This window comes from Streptomyces phytophilus, from assembly GCF_013870535.1.
GTDB classification, from domain to species: domain Bacteria; phylum Actinomycetota; class Actinomycetes; order Streptomycetales; family Streptomycetaceae; genus Streptomyces; species Streptomyces phytophilus.
This window is the reverse complement of sequence record NZ_JACBXC010000313.1, coordinates 1-5,602: the sequence shown is the minus strand read 5'-3', so window position 1 is coordinate 5,602 and position 5,602 is coordinate 1. Positions and strand designations below refer to the sequence as shown.

General features: G+C 73.4%; 6 protein-coding genes. All 6 read left to right on the top strand.

Annotated features, from left to right (window positions below; translation table 11 throughout):
• The first annotated feature begins 192 nt into the window (after positions 1-192).
• Positions 193-1,221 (top strand): N-acetyl-gamma-glutamyl-phosphate reductase, encoded by a 1,029-nt coding sequence (gene argC, locus H5J30_RS15795; RefSeq protein ID WP_181788072.1) that lies wholly within the window; start codon positions 193-195, stop codon positions 1,219-1,221.
• Positions 1,218-2,384: a bifunctional glutamate N-acetyltransferase/amino-acid acetyltransferase ArgJ gene (argJ, locus tag H5J30_RS15790; protein WP_181788070.1), complete on the top strand. Its 1,167-nt coding sequence runs from the start codon at positions 1,218-1,220 to the stop codon at positions 2,382-2,384. The genes argC and argJ overlap by 4 nt, the downstream gene beginning before the upstream one ends.
• The gene (argB, locus tag H5J30_RS15785) at positions 2,381-3,331 is read left to right on the top strand and encodes an acetylglutamate kinase (RefSeq protein WP_181788069.1); all 951 of its coding nucleotides are present in this window, start codon (positions 2,381-2,383) and stop codon (positions 3,329-3,331) included. The genes argJ and argB overlap by 4 nt, the downstream gene beginning before the upstream one ends.
• Complete coding sequence (locus H5J30_RS15780; protein ID WP_181788068.1) at positions 3,328-4,524, top strand: acetylornithine transaminase; 1,197 nt, start codon at positions 3,328-3,330, stop codon at positions 4,522-4,524. The genes argB and H5J30_RS15780 overlap by 4 nt, the downstream gene beginning before the upstream one ends.
• A gap of 137 nt (positions 4,525-4,661) precedes the next feature.
• A complete protein-coding gene (locus H5J30_RS15775) occupies positions 4,662-5,186 on the top strand; it encodes an arginine repressor (RefSeq protein WP_181788071.1) in 525 nt (174 codons plus the stop codon).
• A 147-nt stretch (positions 5,187-5,333) separates the two neighbouring features.
• The coding region (locus tag H5J30_RS15770; RefSeq protein ID WP_181788067.1) for a DMT family transporter at positions 5,334-5,602 on the top strand (269 nt) is incomplete at its 3' end.

Sequence of the window (5,602 nt, the reverse complement as noted above, 5' to 3'; positions counted from 1 at the left end):
CACACCACGCACACGCAGCCGAAGACCACCAGGGCCAGGACGCCGAGCAGTACCGCAACGATCATGTTTTTCATCCTCTGGGTCCGTAGGTTCGATCCCGCCGATCGTCTCAGCCCCTCCGGGCGGCCCGAAATCGTCTTTGCATAGCTCTGCCGCACTCCGTATAGTCATGCCGTGAGCGAGGAGGAGCGGATGACCGTGCGGGTGGCAGTGGCCGGGGCGAGCGGGTACGTGGGCGGGGAGCTGCTGCGGGTGCTGCTGGCGCATCCCGGGGTCGGGATCGGGGCCCTCACCGCGCACGCCAACGCCGGCCGCCCCCTCGGCGACATACAGCCGCACCTCGCGCCGCTCGCCGGCCGCGAGCTGGCCGAGACCTCGCCCGCCGTGCTCGCCGGGCACGACGTCGTGTTCCTCGCGCTGCCGCACGGGCAGTCCGCCGCCGTCGCCGCCGGCCTCGGTGACGACGTGCTCGTCGTCGACTGCGGCGCCGACCACCGCCTCGCCGACGCCGCCGACTGGGAGCGGTTCTACGGCACGCCCCACGCCGGCACCTGGCCCTACGGGCTGCCCGAGCTGCCCGGTCACCGCGACGCGCTCCTCGGGGTCCGGCGCATCGCGGTGCCCGGGTGCTATCCGACCGCCGTCTCCCTCGGCCTCTTCCCGGCGTACGCCGCCGGGCTCGCCGAGCCGGAGGCCGTCGTCGTCGCCGCCTCCGGCACCTCCGGCGCCGGCAAGGCGCTCAAGCCGCACCTGCTGGCCAGCGAGGTGCTGGGCTCCATGAGCCCGTACGGCGTCGGCGGCGGGCACCGGCACACGCCGGAGATCGGCCAGAACCTCAGCGCCGTCGCGGGCGAGCGGGTCACGGTCTCCTTCACCCCGACCCTCGCCCCGATGCCCCGCGGCATCCTCGCCACCAGCACCGCCCGGGCCCGGCCCGGCACGACCGCGGAGGCGGTGCGCGCCGCGTACGAGAAGGCGTACCAGGGCGAGCCGTTCGTGCGGCTGCTGCCGCCCGGCCAGTGGCCGGCCACCGGCGCGGTCACCGGCTCCAACACCGCGCTGCTGCAGGTCGCGTACGACGAGCGCGCGCAGCGCATCGTCGCGGTCAGCGCCATCGACAACCTCACCAAGGGCACCGCCGGCGGTGCGGTGCAGAGCATGAACATCGCCCTCGGACTCCCAGAGGAGCTGGGGCTCTCTATGACAGGAGTGGCACCTTGAGCGTCACGGCAGCCAAAGGGTTCACGGCGGCGGGCATCGCCGCCGGGATCAAGGAGAGCGGCAACCCGGACCTGGCCCTCGTGGTCAACGAGGGGCCGCGACGCGCCGCCGCCGGCGTCTTCACCGCCAACCGCGTCAAGGCCGCCCCGGTCGTCTGGTCCGAGCAGGTGGTCAAGGGCGGCGCGGTGTCCGCGGTGATCCTCAACTCCGGCGGCGCCAACGCCTGCACGGGCCCCCGCGGCTTCCAGGACACCCACGCCACCGCCGAGCGCGTCGCCGAGGTCCTCGGCCACAGCGCCGCGGAGGTCGCGGTGGCGTCCACCGGCCTGATCGGCACCCTGCTGCCGATGGACAAGCTGCTGCCCGGCGTCGAGCTGGCCGCGGCCGGCCTGTCCGCGCACGGCGGCGAGAAGGCCGCCATCGCCATCAAGACCACGGACACCGTGCACAAGACCGCCGTCGTCACCGCCGAGGCGGACGGCGGTGCGACCTGGACCGTCGGCGGCATGGCCAAGGGCGCCGGCATGCTCGCGCCCGGGCTGGCGACCATGCTCGTCGTCCTCACCACCGACGCCGACGTACCCGCCGACGAGCTGGACGCGGCGCTGCGCGCCGCGACCCGCACCACCTTCGACCGCGTCGACTCCGACGGCGCCATGTCCACCAACGACACCGTGCTGCTGCTCGCCTCCGGCGCGAGCGGGTTCCGGCCGGGGCAGGCGGAGTTCGCCGAGGCGGTACGGGCCGTCTGCGACAGCCTCGGGCGGCAGCTCATCGCCGACGCCGAGGGCGCCAGCAAGGAGATCAAGGTCGAGGTCGTCGGCGCCGCCGGCGAGGACGACGCCGTGGAGGTCGGCCGCTCCATCGCCCGCAACAACCTGCTCAAGTGCGCCATCCACGGCGAGGACCCCAACTGGGGCCGCGTGCTGGCCGCGATCGGCACCACCTCCGCCGCCTTCGAGCCGGACCGGCTGAACGTCGCGATCAACGGCGTGTGGGTCTGCAAGAACGGCTCGTTCGGCGAGGACCGCGAGCTGGTCGACATGCGCTACCGCGAGGTCCACATCGTGGCGGACCTCGCCGCCGGCGACGCCGAGGCGGTCATCTGGACCAACGACCTGACCGCCGACTACGTCCACGAGAACAGCGCGTACAGCTCATGACGACGACCTCCGCGCCCGCCGCGGCACCGGCCACCCCGACCCGCAAGCACACCGCCCTGCCCAAGGCGCGCACCCTCATCGAGGCGCTGCCCTGGCTCACCCGGCACCACGGCAAGGTCGTCGTGGTCAAGTTCGGCGGCAACGCCATGGTCGACGACGACCTGAAGCGCGCCTTCGCCCAGGACGTCGTCTTCCTGCGGCACGCCGGGCTCAGGCCCGTCGTCGTCCACGGCGGCGGCCCGCAGATCAGCGCCCAGCTCGACCGGCACGGCCTGGCCAGCGAGTTCCGCGCCGGGCTGCGGGTGACGACGCCGGAGGCGATGGACGTCGTACGGATGGTGCTCGCCGGGCAGGTGCAGCGCGAGCTGGTCGGGCTGCTCAACGAGCACGGGCCCTTCGCCGTCGGCCTGACCGGCGAGGACGCGCACACCATCACCGCCACCCGGCACCGCCCGCTCGTCGACGGCGAGCCGGTCGACATCGGCCGCGTCGGCGAGGTCACCGACATCGACACCGGCGCGATAGAGGCGCTGCTGGCGGACGGCCGCATCCCGGTCGTCTCCTCCGTCGCCCGCTCCGCCGACGAGGCCGACGCGGCCGGCGAGGTCTTCAACGTCAACGCCGACACCGCCGCCGCCGCGCTGGCCGCCGCGCTCGGCGCGGAGACCCTGATGGTCCTCACCGACGTCGAGGGGCTGTACGAGAACTGGCCGGACAGCGACGAGGTCATCAGCCGGCTCACCGCGGGTGAGCTGGAGCGGCTGCTGCCCGACCTGGCCAGCGGCATGGTCCCGAAGATGGAGGGCTGCCTGTACGCGGTGCGCCACGGCGTGCACACCGCGCGGGTCATCGACGGCCGGGTGCCGCACTCCATCCTGCTGGAGATCTTCACGGACGAGGGCATCGGCACGATGGTCGTGCCGGACGCGGAAAGGTCTGCGACATGAGCGGCGGCACGAGCGGCAACGCGGAGCTGACGGAGCGCTGGCAGGGCGCGCTGATGGACAACTACGGCACCCCCCGCCTGCCCCTGGTCCGCGGCGCGGGCGCGAAGCTGTGGGACGCCGACGGCAACGAGTACCTCGACTTCGTCGGCGGCATCGCCGTCACCTCGCTCGGCACCGCCCACCCGGCGGTCGTCGAGGCCGTCTCGGCGCAGATCGCCACCCTCGCCCACGTCTCCAACCTGTACGTCGCCGAGCCCCCGGTGGCGCTCGCCGAGCGGCTCCTCGAACTCGCCGGCCGGCCGGGCCGGGTCTTCTTCGCCAACTCCGGCGCGGAGGCGGTGGAGGCCGCGTTCAAGCTCGGCAGGCTGACGGGCCGTACGCACATGGTGGGCACCGAGGGCGGCTTCCACGGCCGCACCATGGGCGCCCTGGCGCTGACCGGGCAGCCCGGCAAGCAGGAGGGCTTCGGCCCGCTGCCGGGCGAGGTCACGCACGTACCGTACGGGGACGCGGACGCGCTGCGCGCCGCGGTCACCGCGGACACGGCGCTGGTGATCGTCGAGCCGGTGCAGGGCGAGAACGGCGTCGTCGTACCGCCCGACGGCTATCTGGCCGCCGCCCGCGAGATCACCCGGGCCGCCGGGGCGCTGCTGGTCCTGGACGAGGTGCAGACGGGCATCGGGCGTACGGGCCACTGGTTCGCCGCGCAGGCGCAGGGTGTGGAGGCGGACGTCGTCACCCTCGCCAAGGGCCTCGGCGGCGGCCTGCCGATCGGCGCCACGCTGGCCTTCGGGTCCGCCGCGGACCTCTTCACCCCCGGAAGGCACGGCTCCACCTTCGGCGGCAACCCGGTCGCCTGCGCCGCGGCGCTCGCGGTGCTGGACGTGATCGAGGCCGAAGGGCTGCTGGCGCAGGTCAAGCGCGTGGGGGAGCGGCTGCGGGACGGAATCGGCCGACTCGGGCACCCGCTTGTCGACCAGGTGCGAGGCGCGGGGCTGCTGCTCGGTATGGTGCTCACCGAGGCCGTCGCACCCCAGGTGCAACAGGCGGCCCAGGCAGCGGGATTCCTGGTCAACGCGGTGGCGCCGGACGTGGTCCGGCTCGCCCCGCCGCTGATCCTCGGCGAGGCGGAGGCGGACGCCCTGCTCGCCGCGCTGCCCGCCGTGCTCGACGCGGCGGGTCCCGCCGCCTAGGGTCTGTCGTTTGGATCTTGTCGGACAGGGAGCGGTGCCAGGCTCCCCCACAGCGCTTCGCTCGTGGGCGGTGCCCCCAGCGAGCCCGGCGAAGATCCGAACGACAGGCCCTAGCCCCGACGAGCCGGAAGGTGACGATGTCCGAGGAGTACAACGGTCCCGCCGTGCCGCACACGCGCACGGCACGCCACCGCAGGATCGTCGACATCCTGAACCGGCAGCCGGTCCGCTCGCAGAGCCAGCTGGCCAAGCTCCTCGCCGACGACGGCCTGACGGTGACGCAGGCGACGCTCTCCCGCGACCTCGACGAACTCGGCGCGGTGAAGATCCGCAACACCGGCGGCGAACTCATCTACGCCGTCCCCTCCGAGGGCGGCTTCCGCACCCCGCAGGTGCCGCTGGGCGAGTCGGCGAAGGAGGAGCGCATGGCGCGCCTGGCCGGCGAACTGCTCATCTCCGCGGAGGCGTCCGCGAACATCGTCGTCCTGCGCACGCCGCCCGGCGCCGCGCAGTTCCTCGCCTCGGCGATCGACGCGGCGGAACTGGCGGCGATCCTCGGCACGATCGCGGGGGACGACACCCTGATGGTCATCAGCCGCGACCCGGCAGGCGGCCAGTCCCTGGCCGACCACCTGCTGAAACTGGCCGAACGCGAACGCTGATCGCCGGTCCGGTCCGGCGCGGGGGCGTGCGGGCGCAGCCCTGATGTCGGCAAGGGGCGGCGGGGAACGACTCCGCCGCCCCTTCCCGTACACTCGACTACCTGGACAGGCGTCCAGGTAGTTTCCCCCGCCGCAGAAGGGCGAACGATGACCTACGTGCTGCTGATCGGTGCCATTCTCAGCGAGGTGACGGCGACCGTCTCACTGCGGCTCTCCGAGGGCTTCTCGAAGATCCTTCCCTCGATCGTCGTGGTCATCGGCTACATCACGGCCTTCACCCTGCTCAGCCTGGTGCTCAAACGCGGCATGTCCATCGGCATCGCCTACGGCATCTGGGCCGCCGCCGGCGTGGCCCTCGTCGCGCTCATCGGCGCCGCGTTCCTCGGCGACGGCCTCACGGGCGTGCAGATCGGCGG

Coding starts and splice junctions, on each gene's coding strand:
- argC (WP_181788072.1), top strand. CDS start 193: ATGACCGTGCGGGTGGCAGTGGCCGGGGCGAGCGGGTACGTGGGCGGG.
- H5J30_RS15775 (WP_181788071.1), top strand. CDS start 4,662: ATGTCCGAGGAGTACAACGGTCCCGCCGTGCCGCACACGCGCACGGCA.
- argB (WP_181788069.1), top strand. CDS start 2,381: ATGACGACGACCTCCGCGCCCGCCGCGGCACCGGCCACCCCGACCCGC.
- H5J30_RS15780 (WP_181788068.1), top strand. CDS start 3,328: ATGAGCGGCGGCACGAGCGGCAACGCGGAGCTGACGGAGCGCTGGCAG.